Origin of the sequence: Clostridium sp. MSTE9 (assembly GCF_000277625.1) — a bacterium.
Classification (GTDB): domain Bacteria; phylum Bacillota; class Clostridia; order Oscillospirales; family Acutalibacteraceae; genus Faecalispora; species Faecalispora jeddahensis.
In genome coordinates this window covers 36,586-57,500 of the sequence record NZ_AKFU01000024.1, presented here as the reverse complement: position 1 = coordinate 57,500, position 20,915 = coordinate 36,586, and the positions used below count along the sequence as shown (strand labels likewise).

Annotated in this window: 22 protein-coding genes and 1 rRNA gene; 17 read left to right on the top strand and 6 right to left on the bottom strand. The window is 49.5% G+C overall.

The features are described from left to right. Positions 1-152: 152 nt before the first annotated feature. The 6 genes from HMPREF1141_RS16835 to rrf all read left to right on the top strand — a co-directional run bounded on the left by HMPREF1141_RS16835 (position 153) and on the right by rrf (position 4,131). Positions 153-482, top strand: coding sequence for a DUF6442 family protein (locus tag HMPREF1141_RS16835; protein WP_155863520.1), 330 nt, complete (start codon positions 153-155; stop codon positions 480-482). Positions 483-533: 51 nt separating this feature from the next. Further along, positions 534-845 (top strand): DUF6442 family protein, encoded by a 312-nt coding sequence (locus HMPREF1141_RS05545; RefSeq protein WP_009061839.1) that lies wholly within the window; start codon positions 534-536, stop codon positions 843-845. A 5-nt stretch (positions 846-850) separates the two neighbouring features. After that, the gene (locus HMPREF1141_RS05540; protein ID WP_009061921.1) at positions 851-1,120 is read left to right on the top strand and encodes a helix-turn-helix transcriptional regulator; all 270 of its coding nucleotides are present in this window, start codon (positions 851-853) and stop codon (positions 1,118-1,120) included. 156 nt (positions 1,121-1,276) lie between these two features. Further along, a complete protein-coding gene (locus tag HMPREF1141_RS05535) occupies positions 1,277-1,993 on the top strand; it encodes an ABC transporter ATP-binding protein (protein ID WP_009061888.1) in 717 nt (238 codons plus the stop codon). Then, positions 1,990-3,591, top strand: coding sequence for a putative ABC exporter domain-containing protein (locus HMPREF1141_RS05530; RefSeq protein ID WP_009061926.1), 1,602 nt, complete (start codon positions 1,990-1,992; stop codon positions 3,589-3,591). The genes HMPREF1141_RS05535 and HMPREF1141_RS05530 overlap by 4 nt, the downstream gene beginning before the upstream one ends. Before the next feature lie 423 nt (positions 3,592-4,014). Next, positions 4,015-4,131 (top strand): 5S ribosomal RNA (gene rrf, locus HMPREF1141_RS05525). Positions 4,132-4,267: 136 nt separating this feature from the next. Here rrf and HMPREF1141_RS05520 read toward each other — a convergent pair. Next, the gene (locus HMPREF1141_RS05520) at positions 4,268-4,816 is read right to left on the bottom strand and encodes a biotin transporter BioY (RefSeq protein ID WP_009061934.1); all 549 of its coding nucleotides are present in this window, start codon (positions 4,814-4,816) and stop codon (positions 4,268-4,270) included. Between the two features lie 180 nt (positions 4,817-4,996). Here HMPREF1141_RS05520 and HMPREF1141_RS05515 point away from each other — a divergent pair, with 180 nt between their 5' ends. The 3 genes from HMPREF1141_RS05515 (at position 4,997) to rpsI (ending at position 6,849) form a co-directional block, all read left to right on the top strand. Further along, complete coding sequence (locus HMPREF1141_RS05515; RefSeq protein WP_009061952.1) at positions 4,997-5,719, top strand: lipoprotein; 723 nt, start codon at positions 4,997-4,999, stop codon at positions 5,717-5,719. A gap of 284 nt (positions 5,720-6,003) precedes the next feature. Beyond that, on the top strand, positions 6,004-6,432 hold the full coding sequence (rplM, locus tag HMPREF1141_RS05510) for a 50S ribosomal protein L13 (protein WP_009061844.1): 429 nt from the start codon (positions 6,004-6,006) through the stop codon (positions 6,430-6,432). Positions 6,433-6,447: 15 nt separating this feature from the next. Then, complete coding sequence (rpsI, locus tag HMPREF1141_RS05505) at positions 6,448-6,849, top strand: 30S ribosomal protein S9 (RefSeq protein ID WP_009061842.1); 402 nt, start codon at positions 6,448-6,450, stop codon at positions 6,847-6,849. 78 nt (positions 6,850-6,927) lie between these two features. Here the strand turns inward: rpsI and HMPREF1141_RS05500 are convergent, their stop codons facing one another. The 4 genes from HMPREF1141_RS05500 to HMPREF1141_RS05485 all read right to left on the bottom strand — a co-directional run bounded on the left by HMPREF1141_RS05500 (position 6,928) and on the right by HMPREF1141_RS05485 (position 10,036). Continuing rightward, entirely contained in the window at positions 6,928-7,503 is a 576-nt protein-coding gene (locus HMPREF1141_RS05500) for a DUF1062 domain-containing protein (protein WP_009061900.1), read from the bottom strand. Positions 7,504-7,556: 53 nt separating this feature from the next. Beyond that, positions 7,557-8,105, bottom strand: coding sequence for a DUF6144 family protein (locus tag HMPREF1141_RS05495; RefSeq protein WP_009061890.1), 549 nt, complete (start codon positions 8,103-8,105; stop codon positions 7,557-7,559). A 116-nt stretch (positions 8,106-8,221) separates the two neighbouring features. Then, entirely contained in the window at positions 8,222-9,052 is an 831-nt protein-coding gene (locus tag HMPREF1141_RS05490) for an AraC family transcriptional regulator (RefSeq protein WP_009061915.1), read from the bottom strand. A 129-nt stretch (positions 9,053-9,181) separates the two neighbouring features. Continuing rightward, entirely contained in the window at positions 9,182-10,036 is an 855-nt protein-coding gene (locus tag HMPREF1141_RS05485) for a LysR family transcriptional regulator (protein ID WP_009061938.1), read from the bottom strand. Positions 10,037-10,270: 234 nt separating this feature from the next. Between HMPREF1141_RS05485 and HMPREF1141_RS05480 the strand changes: the two genes are divergently transcribed. From HMPREF1141_RS05480 to rpe, 8 genes are all read left to right on the top strand, one after another. Then, on the top strand, positions 10,271-11,500 hold the full coding sequence (locus tag HMPREF1141_RS05480) for an LL-diaminopimelate aminotransferase (protein ID WP_009061836.1): 1,230 nt from the start codon (positions 10,271-10,273) through the stop codon (positions 11,498-11,500). Between the two features lie 191 nt (positions 11,501-11,691). Continuing rightward, positions 11,692-12,576, top strand: a complete 885-nt coding sequence (locus HMPREF1141_RS05475) for an NYN domain-containing protein (protein WP_009061940.1) — start codon at positions 11,692-11,694, stop codon at positions 12,574-12,576. A 1,211-nt stretch (positions 12,577-13,787) separates the two neighbouring features. After that, entirely contained in the window at positions 13,788-14,975 is a 1,188-nt protein-coding gene (locus HMPREF1141_RS05455; protein WP_009061907.1) for a 3D domain-containing protein, read from the top strand. 353 nt (positions 14,976-15,328) lie between these two features. Next, positions 15,329-17,308 (top strand): sodium-translocating pyrophosphatase, encoded by a 1,980-nt coding sequence (locus tag HMPREF1141_RS05450; protein WP_009061942.1) that lies wholly within the window; start codon positions 15,329-15,331, stop codon positions 17,306-17,308. A gap of 280 nt (positions 17,309-17,588) precedes the next feature. Continuing rightward, positions 17,589-17,921 carry a hypothetical protein gene (locus tag HMPREF1141_RS05445; RefSeq protein ID WP_009061853.1) on the top strand — a complete coding sequence of 111 codons (333 nt, stop codon included), beginning with the start codon at positions 17,589-17,591 and terminating at the stop codon, positions 17,919-17,921. 119 nt (positions 17,922-18,040) lie between these two features. Continuing rightward, positions 18,041-18,433, top strand: coding sequence for a hypothetical protein (locus HMPREF1141_RS05440; protein WP_009061902.1), 393 nt, complete (start codon positions 18,041-18,043; stop codon positions 18,431-18,433). 2 nt (positions 18,434-18,435) lie between these two features. Beyond that, positions 18,436-19,377: an AEC family transporter gene (locus HMPREF1141_RS05435; RefSeq protein WP_009061922.1), complete on the top strand. Its 942-nt coding sequence runs from the start codon at positions 18,436-18,438 to the stop codon at positions 19,375-19,377. 284 nt (positions 19,378-19,661) lie between these two features. Next, positions 19,662-20,300 (top strand): ribulose-phosphate 3-epimerase, encoded by a 639-nt coding sequence (gene rpe / locus HMPREF1141_RS05430; protein ID WP_009061855.1) that lies wholly within the window; start codon positions 19,662-19,664, stop codon positions 20,298-20,300. On the opposite strand, the gene HMPREF1141_RS05425 is transcribed toward rpe, so the two are convergent. After that, positions 20,297-20,869 (bottom strand): hypothetical protein, encoded by a 573-nt coding sequence (locus HMPREF1141_RS05425; protein WP_009061847.1) that lies wholly within the window; start codon positions 20,867-20,869, stop codon positions 20,297-20,299. The genes rpe and HMPREF1141_RS05425 overlap by 4 nt on opposite strands. Positions 20,870-20,915: the final 46 nt, after the last annotated feature.

Here is a 20,915-nt window from a genome sequence, read left to right as displayed (position 1 = left end):
TCTTTTGGGGGCCCCTTTGAAGGATATCTTATACTTTTAAAATATTCACTTTTCAACAAACGAAATCGCCAAGTATTTATATCATAATGACAAGTTTACTTGACAAGGATAGCAGGATATGATATTTTGTAATTAGAATTTAAATGGAGGGAGTGCCAGGAATAAATCGTGAGGAGATCCTAAACGAGATAAAGCATACAAAGTGCGAGGATGAAGGTACCGTTTATATAGAGAACCGGTTGCGCCGCAGCAGTACAAAAGGAATGATGTTTTGCTTGATTGCGCTGATGCTTTATCGTATTTGGGCAGGGGTCACTTATTACGATTTGATGACGGTATTTTGGCTGTATGGTGGAATTGTGATGTTTTCGGGATATCGCATCAGTAAAATGAAATCGCATTTTGTGATAGCACTGCTTGAGTTTGCAGTTGCCGCTGTTTCAGTAGGACTTTATATAAAAACCACCTGGCCGCTTGACTAAATATCGCCACTAAATTCTATTTGATGCCTGCTGATAGAAAAGGAGTAGAATATGGATCGTAATGTCATTTTAGAGAGCAATAAACAGGCGAGAATCCGTGATGAGGGCACAGAGTTTGTAGATAATCGCGCGAGGAGAAAAGGCGAGTTCGTGCTGATGTGTTTGATGGTTCTTCTGATGGTGTACAATCTCTTGAAGGGAATTCAAAGCGATGATTTAATGGCAGTCTTTTGGGCCTATACTTCGGTCATATATCTGCACAAATACAAAATATACCGCCAAAAGACTGATCTGGTTGCAACGGTGGCCGCCATGGTGGCAGCGTTTGCGAATTTGCTGTTGTATTTTTTGCATACGTGGTGAGGAATATGGAGCAGGAACTGATTTTTAAAAACCGTATCCGCATGTGGCGGGCAGAAAAACGGATTTCACAGGGCGAGCTTGCGGAGCTGGTGGGCGTATCTCGCCAGACGATCAGCTCGATTGAAAACCTGCAGTTTTGTCCCAGCGCGCGTCTGGCGCTGCTGATTTGTGTAGCTTTGGAAAAGAGCTTTGAGGAAGTTTTTTATTTTGATTTAGAACAATCCCTATCCAACAAACGAAAAACGAAGTTATTGTTGGAAGAGCAGAAAGAATGATAATTTTACTCATTGTAATGATTTAATGATGATTTACAAATAGTTGTCTGTTCACCTGGGAATCCTTGCCGTTCCTTGACATTCCGGGGTGCTTCCTGTATCTTTAAAACGGATGAAAAATGAGAGTTACCTGAAAATAGGGTGAAAGGAAACAATATGCTGACAGTTTCAAATCTGACAAAACGATATGACAGCCTTCTGGCAAACGACGACGTGAGTTTTGAAGTGCAGCCCGGCGAAATTGCCGTGCTGATGGGCCCGAACGGTGCGGGTAAATCGACTGCGATTAAATGTATTGCGGGGCTCCTGCGATTTCACGGATCGATTCTCGTCTGTGGAGTACCGAACAAAAAGGCGGAAGCCCGACGCGTGTTTGGATATGTGCCGGAACTGCCCGCGCTGTTCCCGCTTTTGACCGTGTGGGAGCACGTTGAATTTATTTCCCGGGCGTATCAGCTGCAGGATTGGCGGGAGCGTGCCGAGGCCCTGCTGGACAGAATGGAGCTGACGGATAAAAAGGAAAAGCTGGGCCAGGAGCTTTCGAAGGGAATGCAGCAGAAGCTGAGCCTATGCTGTGCGCTTTTGCCGCAGCCGAAGGTGATTATGCTGGATGAGCCACTGGTCGGTCTGGATCCGCACGCGATCAAGGAGCTGAAAACGATGCTGACCGAGCTGCGCGATCAGGGTTGTGCCGTGCTGGTCAGTACGCACATGCTCGACAGTGTCGCTGAGTTCTGGGACAAGGCTTTGATTATGAAATCCGGTAAGATCATGGCGATCCGTACCCGCGCGGAGATTGAGGAAAGCGGAGAAAATCTGGAACAGCTCTTCTTCTCCATTACGGAAAATGGGGATGGAGGTACCACGGAATGAAATCCATTTGCTACCTGACCTATTGCCAGGCCAAGAACTCCCTGCTGGAGATGCTCCGCCATCCGGGTAAGCTGATTGCTTATCTGTTTGTCATTGCAATGATCGTATTCTCTGTGCTGACAAGACAGAGCAATACGGCTGTAACGGGTGTTCCCGATACGCGGTTGATCGGGGGAATTTATTTCTTTGTGCTTTTGGGGCTGCTGGTGATGATCCTGCTGTCAGGGGTCAAATCCGGCTCTACGTTTTTCAGTATGCCGGATGTGAATCTTCTGTTTGTTTCACCGCTTCGGCCGAATCTGATTCTGGCCTATGGCCTGGTGAAGCAGATGACGTCGATGATCCTGGTGGTTGTGTTCCTGATGCTGTATTCCCCGATGCTGATGCAAATGTTTGATCTGACGTCGGGTCAGGTTTTTATGATGATGGTCGGTCTGGCATTCCTGCTGATTCTGGCGCAGATTCTTTCCATGCTGCTGTATAACCTGAGCAATGGCAGCCCTGCACGGCGCAGGACGATCAGCTCTGTGATTTACGGTGTGGCGGCTTTGCCGGTTTTGTATGTGGCCGCGGGCGCGCTTCGTTCCGAAAATGTATATCAGGGAGCGCTGCAAGGAGCGTCATCGCCGCTGCTCGATGCATTCCCGGTGGCAGGCTGGCTTCGCGGTGCGGTTTTCGGCGCAGTTTCCGGCAATGGCGGCCAGATGTCACTGTATACCGTACTGATCCTCGTGCTGACAGTCGCCAGCGTGATTCTGCTCGTTAAGGGGAATCCTGATTATTATGAGGATGTACTGCAGAGCACAGAGGTCACCTATGAGGCGATGCAGGAGAAGAAGGCGAATGAAAACGGCGCGGGCCTGGCGCGATTCCGCAACCGTCATGCCGTAAAAAAAGGCGGCTTTCACGGCGGATGGGGAGCAAATACGTTCTTTTATAAGCAGCTGTGTGAAATGCGCCGTAAAAATCGCTTTGGATTCCTGACGACCTCGACAATCCTGATTGTGCTGATCGCGGTTGGAATGGCAGTCTTTCTGGAGCGTGTCTCACGCGGCGATAGCGACCCAATGGATGCGGAGGCAATGTACGCCTCTGTATTGTCTACAGAAATTTATTTGCTGTTCTTCTTTCAGGCGGCCGCAGATTGGGTGGCGGAGCTGAAGAAGCCGTATATTTATCTGGTGCCGTCCTCTTCGCTGTCCCGTTTGATCTGGGCCAGTGCCACCACGTTGGCCAAACCCCTTGTCGACGGCGCTGTGGCGTTCACGGTGCTGTGGTTGTACCTGCGGGTCAACCCGATCATCTGGATCTGCTCGATTCTGATGTATGCGAGCTTCGGATGCCTGTTTACTTCAACAAGCATTCTGTTCTTCCGTCTGTTTGGGCAGCCGGCGCCGAAAGGGCTGCTGGCGTTCCTTCAGCTGCTGATTCTGCTTGTTCTGGCGATTCCGGGCGGAGTCCTTGCGCTGATTGCCATTGTAGCTCTGCAGCTGCCCTGGTATTTGGCGGGAATCGCGTTCTCTGCAGGGTGCATTCTTGTCACGCTGGGGATATACGCCGCCTGCCACAATATTTTAGAAGCGCCGGAAATGCGGTGAGTGTATTCTGAACTTTGGTTTTAGGCCTGGCAGGTGAAACCTGCGTATGAATCGCGGGGCAGGGGCCAGAAAAGGTCATTTCTTCCGTCGCGAAGGGCAATTTTCTTCTAAAATCTATTATTTTGCTTTTAGCGAGTTTCCTCGCATAGAAAATCCGCTGACGCAGGCTTTCCTCGGCCTGAGGGGCATGCCTGCGTCAGCATACAGGCTGAATCTTGTACATAGCGGGAAATCCCGCAGAGACATCTCCAGAGTAGAATATATTTGAGTGTAAAACCGTTTTCTGCGACAGTCTCCGTCGCAGAAAAGAGGGAGAAAACGCTGTATTAAGGTTTTTTAAAAATTTTTTAAAAAAATGCTTGCATTTTGTCCGACACTGTGATATTATAATCAAGTCGCCAAGAGCGACAGCAAAAATGAATAGTTGGTGTCGATGACGGTGAGGGTCCACCTGTTCCCATTCCGAACACAGAAGTTAAGCTCATCAGTGCCGAAGATACTTGGCTGGTAACGGCCCGGGACAATAGGATGATGCCAACATCATAAAAGCAGCCACCCAATAGGGTGGTTGTTTTTTTATTCAAAGAGCAATTTTAGAAGAATCTGAATGAATAAAAAAATCGCTCCGAACACCGGAGCGATTTTTTTATGTTGTGTATGTTGTGATAGGTTTTATTCAGGTAAGAGGCAACAGTTTTGCGTGATACAACGCTTTTTTCAAAGCAAGAGTAGCCGCGGCGGCAAATACGATTTTTGCCAAGTCCAGCGGAACAAAGGGAATTACCGTGAGGGAAAGCGCCTTTGCCAGATCTGCATGGGCCACGGCCATAAACATCAGGCAGCCGGCTGTGTAGCAGATCACAAGAGCAACCGAAAAGGCAATCACCACAGAATAAAAGCGGTTCTGCGGCAGCTTTTCCAATAGAAGTGCAATCACAAACGCCATGATCGGGTAGGCCAGCAAAAATCCACCGGTTGGTCCAACCAGAATACCCAGTCCGCCGCGGAACTGACTGAAAACCGGCAGGCCGGCAGCTCCCAGCATCAAATATACAACCAGCGCGCTGAATGCATTTCTTTTCGGCAGCAGCGCTCCGCACAGATAAATCGGAATCATCGCCAGTGAAATCGGGATCGGCGTAAACGGCAGTACGATCACCAGCGGCCCTAAAACCATGGTAAGCGCTGTAAACATAGCGGTCAGCGCTAAATTTTTTGTCTTCATCCTTACGACCTCCTCATAAACTGTATTATACAGAAAGGGATTTGGATTGTCAACATATTTATTTTTACTTGGTTGACAATAGCGGTTACAAAAACGTTTCTTGTACTTCTTAAATTTTTAGTGTAAAATGCTAATACTGCAAATTATATCCATTTAGGATTTTTAGGAGAGGATGAGCACATGCACAGATTATCTGGAATTGCGCTCTGTTTTACGGCTTTCTTCCTGCTGTGGGGATGCGCTCAATCGCTGGAAAAGGAAGAATCCGTAGCGCTGGCCCCAAAGGCCGAGATGCTTGAGGTTCAAAGCTTTGTCCAAAAGCAGCCGCTGTCTTCGGAAGAAGTGAAAGGGATTGTACAAGGCCTTCTCGACCAGGCGAAGGATGTACAGTCGCAGATTATGATAGAGGATTTGTCTGGATCGGCCGGGAAGCGCGTGGCGGCTTACTCCATTCAAAGCGCGCAGGATTCTGTGGGTGACCAGGCCGCGCAGAGTTCTGAAAGTGCGGTAGAAAGCACGCTGGAAGGGCTTGTGCCGATCACCGGCGGGGAATATGATTCCTCTGAGAAAATACGGGAAGGCATGCAGTCGATTTACACGCCTGAAGCGGCAGAGGAGTACTGCTCCGAGCTGTTTGAGGGGACAGACCCCATTTTACAGGAAATTGACGGTGTGCTGTACTTCTCGCAGGATCAGACGGTTCTGTCTCCCGGTGCAATGGAATATTTGGTGGACACTTCGGTGATCATGCGGCAGACGGTCGATGAGATCACGGTAGAGCTGACAATGCAGACCCAGGGCTCCGCACCCATGAAAAGAAACCTGCGCCTGAAAAAGCAGGGGGAAAACTGGCGGCTGGACAGCGTCGTTTTTCCGCAGCGGATTCAGGAAGACGGAAACTAAAAGAAATCCCTCCCGAAAAGGAGGGTTTTTTCTTTGCAGAAGATAGATGGTAAAATGTGAAATGAAGGTGCAGGAACAGAGAGTAAAGCATTAAAAACGGGCGAAAATAAGAGGGAATACAAAATAAATTAAAAAAACGGAGCTTCGCCCTTGACAAGCCCCTGCCGATTGTGGTAGTATCAGAAATGCAGTTCCATCGCTTCCGCAGAGAAGCTGTTCTTTTAGGAAAAAACCCAGTTGGGTTTGCGAGGAATAAACGAAGATTTTTTAGGAGGAAAACGCTCATGTCTACTTATATGCCCAAAGCGGGTCAGGTTGACCGCAAGTGGTATGTGATTGATGCTGCCGGTAAGCCGCTTGGCCGTGTTGCGGTACAGGCTGCTGTTTTACTGCGCGGTAAGCACAAGCCCACCTTCGCCCCCCATGTGGATTGCGGCGATCATGTTGTTATCATCAACTCTGCAAAGGCTGTTCTGACCGGTTCTAAGCTTCAGAAGAAGTATTATTACCACCACACAGGTTACATCGGTAACCTGAAAGAGGTCCGTTACGATACTCTGATGCGTGAGAAGCCCGAAAAGGCAATGGAGCTTGCTGTAAAAGGCATGATTCCGGATACCACCATCGGCCGTGAGGCACTTACCAGACTGCGTGTGTATGCTGGTGCAGAGCATAAGCACAGCGCACAGAAGCCCGCCGAATGGGCGCTTTAAGGGAGGGGGATAAGTATGTACGATAAGGCTCCATATTTTTACGGAACTGGAAGAAGAAAAAGCTCTGTGGCCCGCGTGAGAATCTATCAGGGAACCGGTAAGGTAACCATCAATGATAGAGATATCGACGATTATTTCGGCCTGGAGACCCTGAAGCTGATCGTGCGTCAGCCTCTGGAGCTGACCAATGTGGCCGACAAGTTCGACGTTGTTTGCCGCGTTGCCGGCGGCGGCGTTACCGGCCAGGCCGGTGCGATCCGTCATGGTATTGCCAGAGCACTGCTGCAGTACGACAGCGAGAACCTGCGCTCTACTTTGAAGAAGGCAGGCTTCCTGACCCGCGATCCGAGAATGAAGGAACGCAAGAAGTACGGTTTGAAAGCGGCTCGCCGCGCACCGCAGTTCTCAAAGAGATAAATTACCGATATAAAAGCCCTCGGAAACAAGCTGTTTCCGAGGGCTTTTATTTTGTGAAAAACTGCTTTTGGTCCAGCCTTAAAGATTCGTTTGCCACTGTGGGTAGAGGTGCATAGGTGAGTATGCAAATACTCGTTGAATGTCTGAAAGGCCGATCACTGTTAGTACACCGCTTTCTAACAGCTTCTTTGCCTGAGAACGGGAAATCCCCGAACATTCTGCAATTAACCTGTCATAACGTACCCTGATTTTATGAGGATTAAAAAATTCAATTGTATTCTCTTTGATGCTGTTCCCGATCTCTTTTAACAGATAGGCCGGTTCTTCAAAAATCACCGCATCATTTTTCTGGAAAATCTTTCTGTTAATCCCGTATTTGTTCGCTATTTGATGATCGTTTTTTAGCAGCGCCTGATATTCCGATGGATCCAGTTCATTTCTGTCAACCCGCGAATAGATCGGCAGATTATAGGTATGCTTGCATTTTTGACATTGATAGATTAACCATACATCGATCTGTTTGCCATTGGCATTGATTCTGATTTTTTCGGTACTGTAATAAACATTTTTTCTTCCACAGCCTGAACAATTGCGAAATATTTTATATGTTTCAGTAGGGATAATTTCATATTTTTTTGATTTGAAACAGCTCATTCTGCATTTCCTTTCAGTGAACCGTAGAAGGCAGTGATGAGATTTTGGCTTCCTTATTCCCAAATCAAACCCTTAGGAATAATTTTCATAAGGCAGGTATCGTCGCCTGATTTTATGCTTTTTAATAAATCTACATCAACTTCACACCCAAAAGCTTTTTCAAACAGTACTTTGCTGTATCCTGCGGTACACTGACACCATGTTTTTGTCTCTAATTGATCCACGTCGGCAAGCATAGGGCAAGGACAAAAGAAAAACTGCAAATAAAGATCGCCCTCTTTGCAAAACAGACCTGCCGTTTTTGCCCGATCTGAACTTGCAAAATCCTCAAGATTAGATGAGGCGGCTTTCAGTTCCTTTAAAAGCGCCAGCTTTTGATCCATCCCGTAGCCGCATTGGCAGCCCATGCGAATCTGTTTCACTGTTTTCGGATCAAATTTGTTTTCCAGCCGATACATTGTCGATTTTACCCAGTCGGGATTACTTTCGTTTTTTGCTGATCCGTCATGACCATATATGATTTCTTCGGCGGTTTCGAGATCGCTGCTATTTCTAACGGCCTCGAAAATGACGCGTTCCTGTAGTTCCCTGATATCAAACATGTAGACACCCCTAACTTTTTCAAAAAATAAAACAGACTTTCTTCTGTGAGAACTGCCACATCCGGCTGATTCTCATGATAGAAGAAAGTCTGTTTTCATACTTCTGAATTCTTGCCCTATTTCATGGGGATACAAAGATCCATAATGACGGAGCCTTTTTCTTTGTTGATTTTCCGGTAAATATTCAGTCCGCATCTTCCGTCCATTTTATAACCGCTTTCAGGCAGCCAAACGCTGAACAGGCCCTGTAGGGTACCAAAAATGTCCTGTATGTCCCCTTCAAAACGATAGGTCGCAAATTTGCCGCCTTTTACAGTTGTCACCTGGTCTAATTTGCAAAACTCATCTGTGGTAAAACAAATATCACACAGGCAGCTGTTTAGGCTGGTAATTGACGGATCATTGTAAAAGCGTTCGATTAATAAGGTATCTGATTTGATATCATCTTTGTATCGATCTAAAAAGTCAAACCATTTTTCTTTTAAATCAACATAATTTCCAATCATTCGTTCATAGATCACAAAAAAATCCGGAAGCTCCTGCATTGTAATTTTATGATCATATTCTTCAAATGGATCGAAGCGGGAAAGCCCTTCAGGATAAAACGGATTTGCCATGCCCGTTACATGGGTGGATTTGCGGAATTCTGATGGAGAAATGTGACGGTGCTTTCTAAATGCCGAGCTATAATTGGAAGAGCTATATCCGTAGTCCAGCCCGATATCGGTTATGGATTTGTTTTTTTCCAGCTTCATATCAACGGCGCTCTGGTCCAGTTTCAAGCGCTTGATAAATTCATATACGCTTTCGCCAGTCACCTGTTGAAAGGATCTGCAAAAATAGAACTTTGAGAAATGAAAATGCTCTGCAACGTCTTCAATAGAAAGATTCTCGTCAATGTGCTGGATGATATAATCCATGCTTTGATGAATGAGTTCTTTTTTCATCCAGTCACTCCCCCTTACGATGCATGTTGTTTGTTCGACACAAAGTCACTTAGAATGATTTCGATCACTGGTTATTTCTGAATGCTGATTGTCTTTATGGGAAGCAGGCATTGAGCTCCGGTGTTTTTATCACACCCGCAAAGCAGCAAGTAGAGATTCGCTGTCCGCTGTCCCGCTGGTGAGAAGATAGCAATTGACACGGGGAATCGAAAAATCAAGCAGAGGAACAGTCAGCAGCGCGCCGCGGTCAATCGAATCCCGCACCATGCTGTCAGGGAGAAAAGAATATCCCTTGCCGCTGTATAAGAAGGGGAGCAAATTCGCGCTGCGGTCAATTTCCAGCGAAAAAGCATGCCCTGCCGGGAACAGGTCTTTGATATAGCTGCCTACCTCCTGAAACGGAAAATCACAATATAAATAGGGGATGCCGGCCAGCTCCTGCTGTAAAATCCCCTGCCGGTACTCCTGATTCTGCGGAGCGGTTACCAGCAGCAGCTCATCGGTGGTAAACAGAGAGCACTGAATATTCTTTTTGGCATACGGGACATAAGAAAACGCCATGTCCAGCGTGTGATCCTGAAGCATCTGGATCAGCGCGTGAGAATGGCCGATGACGATGTTCAGCTTGGTTTCCGGGTGGCTCAGGGAGTAATCCACCAGCTTACGGGACAGGTGGCAGTCGTAAATGGTATTGGTCGAGCCGATCCGCAGGGAGGAGCGGTAGTGCGACATGCTGTTCAGTTCCTCGGCCGCACTCTGTGTCAGCTCTACAATACGCCGGGCATACGCCAGAAAGCGCTCCCCCTGCTCCGTCAGCTGCAGCAGCTTTCTGCTGCGCACAAAAAGAGGCTTGCCCAATTCTGCCTCAAGCTCCTGAATTCGGTTGGTTACGGTCGACTGCGCCACAAACAGCTGGTTTGCAGTGTGGGTGTAATTTTTCAGTTCCGCCAGCAAAAGAAAGGTTCGAAGGGTATCGGTGTTCATAAGACTGCCTCCTATGATAAAAACCTGATCTGCTAAGAAAATCAAAGATTTTGTTAGCAGGGTTTCAGAATCCTGAAACTCGAGGCAGAGAAAGCTTTTGGCTTCTGCCATGATGATAGGATTTCAATTATCGAAAAAACAAATCGTAATAATCTATTATATCGGTTTTACATATCATACTACATCCTGTTATACTGATCAATAGGAAAAGCCTACGAGAAAGGATGGAGTGAATTGGAGTACCTTCAGGAGCTGTTTGCAGACCGTATTGGCGGGTCATCGTTTGGAAAACAGGCGGAGCTGTATAAATTTGAAAAAATCAAGAAGACCCGGCGCCAGATGGAACGGGAGCATCCCGAAATACCAATGATCGATTTGGGCGTAGGCGAGCCGGACGCTATGGCGGACGCCGGAGTGATCGATGTTCTGTACAAGCAGGCGAAGGAATGGAAGAACCGGGGTTACGCGGACAACGGCATCCTTTTGTTCCAGCAGGCTGCGGCGGCATATATGGAGAATGTGTTTGGCGTTGGCGGGCTGTGCCCGGAAACGCAAATTCTTCATTCCATGGGTTCCAAATCTGCGCTGGCGATGATCCCGCAGGCTTTCATCAACCCGGGCGATATCACGCTGATGACCGTGCCGGGTTATCCGATTCTCGGCACGAAAACAAAATGGCTCGGCGGCGGGGTGTATCCGCTGCCGCTGCTGCAGGAAAATCATTTTCTTCCGGATTTGAACGCCATCCCGCAGGCGGTGCTGCAAAAGGCCAAGCTGCTTTATTTGAATTATCCCAACAACCCCACCGGAGCGGCTGCAACAAAAGAATTCTACAAAGCAGTGGTCGAGTTTGCAAAGAAGAACGAGATCATTGTGATTCAGGATGCCGCTTACGGCGCGCTGACCTTTGGCGAGCGGCCGCTTAGCTTTTTGTCTGTGGAGGGAGCTATGGAGGTCGGAATCGAGGTCCATTCCCTGAGCAAATCCTATAATATGACCGGCTGGCGGCTGGGCTTTATCGCGGGAAATGAAAAAATCGTGAAAGCGGTCGCCGCCGTAAAGGATAACAACGATTCCGGGCAGTTTATCGCCATACAGCACGCAGGGGCCTACGCGCTCGGCCATCCGGAAATCACAAGGGCAACCTGCGAAAAATACCGCAGAAGGCACGAGCTGCTGTCTGCCGCGCTGCGCCGGATCGGTTTTTTGGCCACGCCGCCCAAGGCGTCCTTTTACGAGTATATGGCGATTCCAAAAGGAACCCGAGACGGCCAGGTTTTCCATACGGCCGACGAGTTTTCAGATTACCTGCTGCGAAATGCGCTGATCTCCACGGTTCCGTGGGACGACGTAGGGCATTATATCCGGGTATCCGTCACGTTTGTTGCCGATGGGGAGCAGGAGGAGGCGCGGATCGTTGAAGAGATCGAACGGCGTCTGGCTCGCTGTGAGCTTGTATTTTAGCCAATTCCTTACCTGATCGATGTTGAAAGCAATCGGTTTGTGTTTTGTGAACAAATCCCTTCCTATTTTAATAGGAAGGGATTTGTTATACAGCAGGTAGAATTCGGAGTTTTTCGCTTTGCTCCCGGGCAAAGAAATGCGGCGATTGTAAATGCGGGGCAATTGTGTTACGCTAAGAAAGAGGTGAGAATATGGATGGAATCAGAAATCAGGAGCCGGTTAACGTAGCCGTATTTGTGGACTATGAAAATGTGTATAAGTGCCTGCTGGAACAAAATCAAAATATGCTGCGCTTGGCCTTTTTCGAAAAGCTGCGCGAGTGGTGCAGAATTCATGGCAAGCGGGTGGTCAAGATCGCGGTGTACTGTAATTTCGACAATACCGATCTTCACGAGTCTTATCATCAGTCTTTGCTGCAGTCTTACGGGGTGGAAACGATTCATACCGCAAATCAGGGCAAAAATTACGCGGATCTGAAAATCACGATCGACGTATTGACCTCGATCTACTCCAACCACAATATCGATGAATTCTTCATCATGTCCAACGACAAGGACATGACCCCGCTGCTCAACGTCATCCGCGCCAACAAACGAAATGTATCGGTGATTACCACCGGTGATCAGTATAACGAAGCGCTGATCGCGTTTGCGGATGAGCACGTCCGTCTGGAGGAGATTGTCAAAACAGAGATTCCTCACCGTGTTTTAGACGATATTATCGATCTGTATTGGAAAAAGTTCAATAAATATATCGAAGAGAAGATTGTGGAATTTGATAAGACGGGCGTGTTCAAGGAATACGCGCTGGAGTATAACCTGAAAAACGAGGTTGCGTTTTCTAAAATCATGATCTACGAGATGGCCAACGTTCTTCTCGATTTGTACCGGCAGGGGAAGGTGCTGTTTTATCACTATCTGTATAATGGCAGGCCGTATGTCGCGATGCTGCCGGCTGATAAAAAGGATTTGCTGATCCATAAGGGAATTCTCACAGAGGACGCCATTCTGCCGGATTTCGATATGGAGTCGGTTGTGCAGACGAAGTACGATTATTATAAAAGGCTGAACGATTGATCGCAAGCGAAAAGAGCTTCGTTTGCTCCAGTCCATTTCTCCCCGTGTTTTCCATTCGGAAAGCGCGGGGATTTTTTATGATTTCCCTTTTCATTATATATAGAAAAAGCAAGCAGTTTTACAGCGAGAATTTTCCCTCTTTAGAAATGCAAAGGTAAAACGATTGGGAGTTCTCTGTCGAGCAAAACTGGCCGGCCTGTGAAACAATGTGAAAAAAGAATATCCAAAACGTATTTTCAGCGAACGTTTATACAAATTTCAAGGAAAAAGAATGTATGACATCCCGGCGCTGCATGTTTTGGGCAAAGATCCGCTTTGAAAAGAGGAAAAAACTCAGCTGCACAGCCACTTTTCGGGAGGTGTCGGCACGCACGAAAAGACGCCGGTTTTCCCTATATATAATGAAAAGAGAAATCGGGTGTTTTTTACATTGTTTCACAGCAAAAAACAGCGTGGTCAAAACGTTGTTTGCGGGCTTTTGAAATGTGAAGATTCTTCCCAAAAGAACAGTGGAAAATGAATTGGAAGAAACAGAAGAACTTGGAAATAAAAACAGGGATCTGAAATAAAGAGGCTTATTTATGCCCATTATTTAACAGGAAATATATTACAAATAAGAAGATGCTTTCGCGGACTTTTTATTCAAAAGCGCGAAAGGACAAGCTGGTGAATCGACCTGCGGCCAAGCCTGAAAAACGAAAAAGTCAGATTCGTCAAGCCTTTTTTTTAGAAATTTTTTTCGCGGTAAAAATACAAATTCTTACAGGATATCAAAATCCAGTAAAAAAGCGAAGAGAAATGAAAAAATCCAGCAATCGCTGAGTTTTTTGACTTTCAAAATCTTTCTTCTCAAAATAATAATGCTTTTTTCTCGCTTATTTTACAAACAAAAACACGCCTGTAACGATTGTAACAAGTTTGTAACCGTTCATTTTCTTGCAGTTTGCACAGAAAACAGGCCTGATTTTACCGACGAAAAAATAGAAAATCGGAGAAAACAGGCAGTTATTATTTCTGATAAGAATTATAATTTTTTTGAATTGTGTAAACTGCACAAAAATACTAAGGAAACTAATTTGACAGCATTCATATTGTGCAGATATAATAACGCCATTGACGCACATCCGAATTCCTTACCTCAACGACGCAAAGATTCTTTGCGGCTTTTTCATATTCAGGGTGTTGAGGAAGAAGAAAGGAGACAATGCAAGTTGGAACTTCATTTCCCGGCGAAAAAATTCGTCGCGTTCGCGCTGACGATGATTATTTTTTTAAGTTCCGTCGTAACAGCGGTTGCAACCACCATTGCCGCCACCATTGTGGATGATAATAACACTTATACAATTCAGGTGCTGTCTTCTAAAACAGAAGACATTTTGGCACAGGCCCAAGTTAAAGTTGGCCCCCACGATGTGGTAACAAGAAATGATGAACATGGAATTGTCATTCATGTTCGCAGAGGGTACGAGGTCAATGTAACCGCCGAGGGGAAAACCACCCCGGTAATTATGTACACGAATGAGACCGCCGCTCAGGCGCTCGAAAAGGCCAAGGTACAGGTGAGCGACAAAGATCAGCTCAATGTTCCTCTGGATCAGGAGCTTTCTGAGGGCGACAAGGTAGAGGTGACAAAGCAGTATGGAATTCACGTTCTGCTCGACGGCGGCTTTGTAAGCCCCGTGGTTTCTGAGGGAACCGTAGAGCAGGCGCTCGAAGAGAGCGGCATCTCTCTGAATGAGGATGACATTGTGACTCCTTCTCCCGACACGCCGGTGGGAGACGGCCTTGTAGTTACCGTAAAGAGAGTCACCTACCGTGACGTGACAAAGACGGAAGAAATTCCGTATACCACTGTCACAAAAGAGAGCGACACCGTTTCGCAGGGCTCTTTCCGCGTTACAGCAGTCGGTGAAACCGGCGAGCGTGAGGTTGTCGTTCGTGAAAAGCTCGTAGACGGTATCGTGAAAGAAACCGAAACCGTCAGCAGCGCAGTTGTAAAGCAGCCTGTTGCAGAAGTAAAGCTGGTGGCTCCTTCCAAGAAAGAGGTAGTGGCAGAGGTATCTGCTGCGCCAACCTTTACGGACAAAAACGGCAAGCAGATGACTTACAAAAAGGTTCTGAAGGGTAAAGCTACGGCCTATACTTCGAATGGCGGACGTACCGCAACCGGCAAGCCGGCCAAGGTTGGCTATGTAGCGGTTGACCCCAAGATTATTCCTTATGGAACAAAGCTGTATATTACTTCGCCCAACGGCAAGGTAGTGTACGGTTATGCCGAGGCGGCGGATACCGGCGGAGCGATGCTCAGCGGCCGGATTCTGGTCGACCTGTACTACGACACGGAAAGCCAGTGTAACAGCTTTGGTGTGCGCAATATGCTGATTTATGTTCTGGACTAACCGCGGGTAGCGTGAGAAATAAAAAAGAGGAACGGCAGGTTTTCTGCCGTTCCTCTTTTTTATTTCTTCGGTTTTGAATGGAAGATCGAGGCGAAAGGGAAGCTCCATATCATTCTGCAAAAGAATTGAAAGTGCGAATTCCATCGTATTTTGTGCATGTTTCTTAAATCTTTTTTACAATTTGTGCGTAATGTGGAACTTTTATTGACTCGCTCTTTTTTCACATGGTATAATTGCACAACATATCTAAATTTTTCTATGCGGTATGGAATATCAAGAACGCACGCGGCACAAATGAATCGAGAAACTCAGCCGGATAGAAAAAGGAAACGAATGCAGAGGAGAGTTTTAGAATGGATTTGTATTATTATCTGGCGGCTGGGGCTGCCCTCACTGCGCTGCTTGCAGCAGTGATACTTGCAAGGCAGGTAACGGCACAGGCGGAGGGCACAGAGCGGATGAAAGAGATTGCCGCGGCAATCCGGGACGGCGCGAATGCTTTTTTGTGGGCGGAATATAAAATTCTGGCGGTTTTCATTGCGGTTGTATTTGCTGTGATTGCCGTGGTGGCTGGTCTTTTGGGCGCCGCCGCGTTTTTGATCGGCGCAGTGTCTTCGATTCTGGCCGGCTTTTTCGGGATGAATATTGCAACCCGCGCCAATGTGCGCACAGCCAACGCCGCCAAGGAGCACGGTATGCGGCGTGCGCTTGCCATCGCCTTTTCCGGAGGAGCGGTAACAGGCCTTACTGTAGCAGGTCTTGGCCTTTTGGGTGTGGGGATGCTGTATTATCTGGTCCGCGACCCGAACATTTTGTTTGATTACAGCCTGGGTGTCTCTTCCATTGCGCTGTTTGCACGCGTTGGCGGGGGCATCTATACCAAGGCGGCGGATGTGGGCGCCGATCTGGTGGGGAAGGTCGAGGCCGGCATTCCCGAGGATGACCCGCGCAATCCGGCAGTTATTGCGGATAACGTGGGGGACAACGTAGGGGATGTGGCCGGCATGGGAGCCGATTTGTTCGAATCCTATTCGGTGTCGATCGTATCCGCCATTTCGCTGGGCCTTGCCGCGTTTGGCGAGGAGGGCGCGCTGTTTCCGCTGCTGCTTGCGGCGGTCGGCATCTTTGCATCGGTGATCGGGACAGTTCTGGTACGCCTGAGCAAGCATCCGAATCCGAAGCGCGCGCTTGACAGCGGCACCTATTTCGCGGGCGGCGTTGTGATGGCGGGCGCTCTGCTGCTCAGCCGGTGGCTGTTTGATGGCCTGAGGCCCGGAATTGCGGTGATGTCAGGGCTTTTGGCCGGCATTTTGATCGGCGTTCTGACAGAGGTGTATACCTCCGCTGAGTTTGGGTTTGTCAAAAAGATTGCCCGGCAGTCTGAGACCGGCTCGGCAACGAATATCATCAGCGGAATCGCGGTGGGAATGACATCGGTGACGGTGCCTTTGCTGACGATCTGCGCGGCAATTTTTGTTTCCTATACTGTGGGAGGACTATATGGGATTGCTCTCGCGGCGCTGGGGATGCTCTCCACCACGGGAATCACCGTGGCGGTGGATGCTTACGGCCCGATTGCGGATAACGCCGGCGGCATCGCGGAGATGAGCGGGCTGGATTCCTCCGTGCGCGAAATCACCGACCAGCTCGACGCGGTGGGTAATACCACGGCAGCGGTAGGCAAGGGCTTTGCCATCGGTTCGGCCGCGCTCACGGCGCTGTCGCTGTTCGTTTCTTACGCGGAGGCTGTAGACCTTACGTCGATCAGCATTCTGGAGCCCCGCGTGATGATCGGCCTGCTGATCGGCGGTATGATGCCGTTTTTGTTCTCCGCGTTTACAATGGAATCGGTGGGCAAGGCAGCCTTTGAGATGATCGAGGAGGTGCGCCGCCAGTTCCACACGATGCCCGGTATTATGAGCGGAAATCAGAGGCCTGATTACAAAAAGTGCGTCGCAATTTCTACGCGTGCGGCGCTGAAGGAAATGCTTGCCCCCGGTCTGATTGCAATTCTGACCCCGGTGGCGGTGGGCCTTGTGCTCGGTGTGCAGGCGCTGGGCGGCACGCTGGCGGGCGCCTTGGTCACGGGCGTAATGATGGCGATCTTTATGGCGAACTCCGGCGGTGCGTGGGATAACGCGAAGAAATATATCGAGCAGGGCCAGCACGGCGGCAAGGGCAGTGCCGCGCATAAGGCGGCGGTTGTGGGTGACACGGTCGGCGACCCGTTCAAGGATACCTCTGGCCCCGCGCTCAATACGCTTATCAAGCTGATGTCGATCATTGCGCTGGTGTGCGCGCCGCTCTTCCTTTCAAAAGGATGCCTGCTGTAAAGAAAAATCTTTTTTATTTTATGGATTTACCGTAGAGCTTCTGCTGATGCAGGGTCTGCCCCTTAGGCTGGGGCAGACCCTGATTTTTTATGTTCTCTTCATGGCAGAGGGGTTGCCTTTGCGACGAAAGGAGCGGTTTTCTTTGCAGGCCTTCCCGCGATGTGCATGCAGGCTCAGTCTGCGCCAGCAAAATTTCTTTTGTCTACCCTCTTGCAAATCGAACAAACATTTGCTATGATGAAGTAAATCGAACGTATGAGCGGTTTGGGAGGGCAAAACGATGAGTACAGCGGTAACTGTGTTGACCCTGGCAATTGCGATATTGGTTTTTCTGCGGGAGCGGCCCCGCCGGAAAGAAACGCGCCAAATCTGGGCGCTGTGTGCGCTTTCGGGTGTTTTCGGTCTTTTGGTTCCGGGCGGCGCATTTGCGCTGCAGGTGGTGCAAAGCCTGATGCAGGGCCTGCTGGCGGGTTGCTGCCTGCTGGCCGTTCGCAAAGAGCGGCTCTCGAAAGAGCGGCGGGCGCGTTTTCTGCATTCCCATCGCCGGGCCGTAAAATATTGTCCGCCATCCTGTGTGCCGGCAGAGCACCCTCACGTGGGCCGGTGCGCGTGAGTCCTTGACAATCCCATTCTCCGGTTTTATACTAAGTACTGAATATTCAGGTCTCATTTGAAGAATGATGAAACGAGACTTGAGAAATTCTCTCTTCAGAGAACAGGAGAAAATGGTATATGGCATATCTTTACCCCGTGATCTGGTTTGCCGCCGGTCTGATCATGATTTTCAGACTGCGCCAGGAAAACAAGATATTTATTTTTGCAGGGATATACTTTTTGTTCCTCGGCGGATGGTGGCTGATGAATCTGCTGTACCCGGATTACCACATGTTCAGCGGAACCATGGGCTGGGTACTGCGCGGAGTGACCGCGGTCGCGCTGGCCGTGGTGGGCGTAGCCTTCTACCGCGAGAAAAAGCGGACCGAGGCCATGCTGGAGCAGGATCCGCAGGACCATGTGCAGGATGAGGAGTTCAGTGAGCCGGAAGAACAGGCTCTGCCGCAGGAAGCTTCGGATGAGGATTCCACACCCGCCGGTGATTCGCCGGACAGCCATAGGGAGGATTAGTCTTGATCGCTTCGACCCTTGCCGTGGCGGAAAAGGTCCTCGTTATGTTTTTGATCATGGGTGTGGGGTATGTCTGCTATAAAAAGCGGATCATTACCTCGCGCGGTGCTGCTCAGCTGACGAATCTGCTGCTGTATATCGTTGGGCCGTGTTTGATTATCGCGGCTCTGCAGGCGGATTCAGAAGGGGTCAGCACGGGCAAGATCCTGCTGACGATCCTTTTATTTCTGGCGGGGATGATCGCCGTCGCCGCGGCCATGCAGCTGGTGTTCCGCAGGCAGACACGCGCCCGCGCGGGCATGCTGCGTTACGGCGCGATATATTCCAACTGCGGGTTCATGGGTCTGCCGCTGGCCCAGGCCATTTTGGGCAGTGCAGGCGTAGTGTACGCCTCTGCGTGCGTGGTGGCCTTTAATCTTTTGACGTGGACGCATGGGTATATCATCCTGGGCGGAGCCGGGGAGGACCGCAGGCAGATGCTGAGAAAGGCGCTGCTGAATCCCGGAACCATCAGCTTTGCGATCGGACTGCCGCTGTACGCGCTGTCGATTTCTCTGCCGGAGCCTCTGGTACAAACGCTGGATTCCATCGGGGCGATGAACACGCCGTTGGCGATGATTGTGGTGGGTACATATCTGGCTAAGCTGAACCTGCGCGATGTTTTTTCAGACCGCGAGGTCTATCTGGTGACGGCGCTGCGTCTTGTTATGGTGCCGGTGGCTTTTTTGCTGCTGCTGTGGCTGCTGCGGCCCGACCCCGTCGTGATGGTGACCACGGCGCTGCTGATGGCCGCGCCGGTTGGGATGAACTCGGTGCTGTTTGCGATCAAGCTCGGCAACGACACGCAGCTGGCCTGTAAGATGATCGCGCTGAGCACGCTGCTCTCTATTCTCACCATGCCGGCAATTGCAGTGCTGGCGCAGAATTTGGCTTTTGTCCCCTGAAAAAGGAGTGGCGTGGATGCCCCGAATCGCATAGTATGGATTGCGGGCGAGATTGAGTACCGCTTCAAATAGATTGCCTGCCTCAGCCGTTCTGGCTGTGGCGGGCATTTTCTATTTGGACGTGTTTTGCGCCGCGCTTGAAAAAGGGTGGAAATTGGGGTAAAATAGAACAGATCAAGCGAGGGGACGGCGCTCCTGGCTGCGGAGCGGAGTGCCGGTGCTTCCCTCAGAAGCGCGTTGTTCCAAAACAGCCGCTGCGTTTTGCGCAGGAAGGAGTTCTCACTATGTTAGTATCCCCCTCGATGCTGGCGTCGGATTTTTCACATCTGGCGGACGAGCTGAAAAAAATTACCGACGGCGGCGCCGATTTCGTTCACCTGGACGTAATGGACGGCGCGTTTGTTCCGAATATTTCTTTTGGCGCGCCGGTGATCGCGGCCATGCGGCCCCATACGACACTTCCGTTTGACGTTCATCTGATGATCCAGCACCCGAAGAAATACATTGTGGATTTTGCAAAGGCCGGGGCGGACATCATCTCGTTCCATGTGGAATGCGCTGATGATCCCGAAGAGGTGATCGAAGAAATCCTTTCTCATGGGGTAAAACCTGCGATGGTAATCAAACCCAATACCCCTGCCGAGTCGATCTTTCCGTATCTGGACAAGCTGTATCTGGTGCTGGTCATGACAGTGGAACCCGGCTTTGGCGGGCAGAGCTTTATGCCCGGGCCGCTTTTGAAGGTACGGCAGATCAAAGAGAAAAATCCCTCCGTCCTGATTGAAGTGGACGGAGGGATCAATGCTCAAACGGTTCTGGAATGCGCACAGGCGGGCGTGGATGTTTGTGTGGCCGGCACCGGGATCTTTAAAGCAGAGGATCCCGCCGCGGTGATTCGGCAGCTGCAGTCGGCCGGGCGTTAAAGACACCCGCCTACCTGGTTCACTGCGTCGCGCGAAAGCAGCTCGCCGTGCTCCAGAGAAAGGGCTGCGGCCGTTTTGCCAATGCCGCGAAGCCGGGCATATTCTTTCAAGAAGGCTTCTGTTTTTTCTTTCATCGCAAAATACGGGGAGAGAATCAGCCGGTAGCTGTTGCCGTACCGCAGCAGCTGGCATCCGCCGAGCGTGTTGAGGCGGTACAGATGCTCCAGAACATCCAGAAGATCTCCGGCATTTTCCAGTTCATACACATAAGGCCCGGAGCATTTGATCCGGTAAATTTTACGCGGTTCTCCTTTTTTGGCTTTTGCCGGGGACACCGCGGTAAACATCAGCACGGTTTCACCGTCTGCGGTTGCCATCGCACGAATCGCGACCTGGTCCCTCTTCAGCGTAAAGTTGGTGCTGGCACAGGCCGCGGCAAAAATGCGGGCAATCGTCAGCCGGCAGTGCAGGCTGCTCCAGCTCAATCCCTGCATCAGCCCCAAGGCCCGGGTTTCCCGTGCGGTCAGGATGATCAGCAGGTGAGAAGCATCCAGGGCTTTAGTCTTCAAGTTGACACCCCCAATCACAATAAGAGCTTCACTACTATAATATTAA